The organism is Anoxybacillus pushchinoensis (assembly GCF_900111795.1).
Lineage (GTDB): Bacteria > Bacillota > Bacilli > Bacillales > Anoxybacillaceae > Anoxybacillus > Anoxybacillus pushchinoensis.
In genome coordinates, this window is record NZ_FOJQ01000113.1 from 1 (window position 1) to 1,208 (window position 1,208).

1 protein-coding gene is annotated in these 1,208 nt (G+C 31.0%); it reads right to left on the minus strand.

From position 1 onward, the window contains the following. Positions 1-255: 255 nt before the first annotated feature. Positions 256-1,098 carry a glycosyltransferase family 2 protein gene (locus tag BM213_RS14375; RefSeq protein ID WP_091705280.1) on the minus strand — a complete coding sequence of 281 codons (843 nt, stop codon included), beginning with the start codon at positions 1,096-1,098 and terminating at the stop codon, positions 256-258. Positions 1,099-1,208: the final 110 nt, after the last annotated feature.

Genomic DNA, 1,208 nt, shown 5'->3' on the forward strand with positions numbered 1-1,208 from the left:
CTGTTGACGGGTGACACGCTTGATCGCGTTCTTTCTACCACTTAGGGCATTTTCTATTACGGGGATGCCCTATTTGTGTTGCGCATCTTTACATAATACTATCGGGATGAATAGTTACCATAAAATAACCTTCACACGAAAATCTCCTTCAATAATGAAAGTCCCTCCATCCTAAATTTAAAGCGAGCGGTTCTACACGTCTCAAAAACGAATATTATCCATTTTATCAAAAACATGTTTCTCTGTTTTAGTTGATCAATTTGAATCACCGAAATCGGCACAACCCTTTTTTTTCCATTTCTCATAGTAAGTAATATAAGATTCTCTCCCAATCCTAGCAATATTTTCATTCTCAAGACTTATACTTCCATCCTCTTTATGTAGGACTTTGATAGAATGGATCATGTAAGTTTTGATATTTTTTTTTAGTGCAAGTCTAGCCAGATGGTTTTCTTCGTGTAATAAGAACATCTCTTCATCATATATTTTGCCTAACCTTAGAAGAGCCTCCCTTCCAAATATTACAAAACTACCATGAACAGCATAAATTTTCCTTTTTCTTATTCCTAATGCTCGATCAACGAAAAGAGATACTTCTCTATACACCTTATTAATAATAATACCTATAAAAGCTATCAATCTTATATTTTTTACATAAGAATAATATTTAAGCCACTCCACCAACTCGATTTTTGAATAGTAGTATGGATTTTGATCCTTTCCTGTTAAAGTCTTAATGGTAGGAGCTAAAATACAATTCTCTAATCCCTCAAGTTCTTCCATCGAAAACTTTTCTATTTCTATATCTGGATTGCTAACTATTAAAAATCTAAATTCATAATTTGCTAATGCATATTCAATGCCACGATTATTACCAAATCCATAACCCTTATTAGCTACTTGAATAAAATCACAATCATTTTCTCTAGCGATTTGATAAAAAACATTATTGCTATCATTGTCATAAAAACTATTTACTACAATAATTTTATACGTTTCTTTAACTTGTCTCTTAGTTGACTCTATAAAATTTATCAGATCTTGAGTATTCCTGTACGTCAATACTAAAAACACAAGATCAACTTTTTTTCTTTGCAAAATTTCATCCCCTTAAAATTAATAAGTAATTAAATAAGTGTATTGATTAACCAACTAAATGAGTAACTATTCAGCCACATCATAAAGTGAGCTGAATATTTTCTTCTTTC